Source organism: Vibrio sp. 03_296, from assembly GCF_002265885.1.
In genome coordinates, this window is sequence record NZ_NPKW01000277.1 from 1 (window position 1) to 461 (window position 461).

The window sequence follows — 461 nt, forward strand, 5'->3', positions numbered from 1 at the left end:
CGCTTATTGCCAAGAAACTGGGTGCTGAGCTTGTACCATCAGCGCGTATGGCGAATATTTAAACTTCGGCGTTTTCTAATGACATGAGCAGGCAGGCGTTGTGTAAGGAAACACTTTGCTCCAATTGTCCAAGCCCTTTGAGCATCCGTTCGATTTGGTTCTGCTGCTCGAGCAGTTTAGTGCGTTTTGCATTGATGTGCTCAAGTAGCAAATCCATTGGGATCAAGCCCTGCTGGGTTTTGGCTTGGGCTATCATTTTGAGCTCTTCAAGGGTGAAACCTAAGCTTTTGGCCAACTTAATCATCGCCAAAATATCCAAATAACTGGCATCGTAGTGCCGGTATTTGCCTTGGCGTAGTGGCGATTTGATCAGACCAATCTCTTCGTAATGTCGGATAGCCTTGATACTGTTCCCAGWWTTCTTTGCTAGCTCGCCAATATACATGCTCTTTCCTGTTGCT

1 protein-coding gene is annotated in these 461 nt (G+C 46.2%); it reads right to left on the reverse strand.

The window, feature by feature from the left end:
* Positions 1 to 58 precede the first annotated feature (58 nt).
* Positions 59 to 445 carry a MerR family transcriptional regulator gene (locus CIK04_RS23965; protein WP_128824673.1) on the reverse strand — a complete coding sequence of 129 codons (387 nt, stop codon included), beginning with the start codon at positions 443 to 445 and terminating at the stop codon, positions 59 to 61.
* Positions 446 to 461 lie beyond the last annotated feature (16 nt).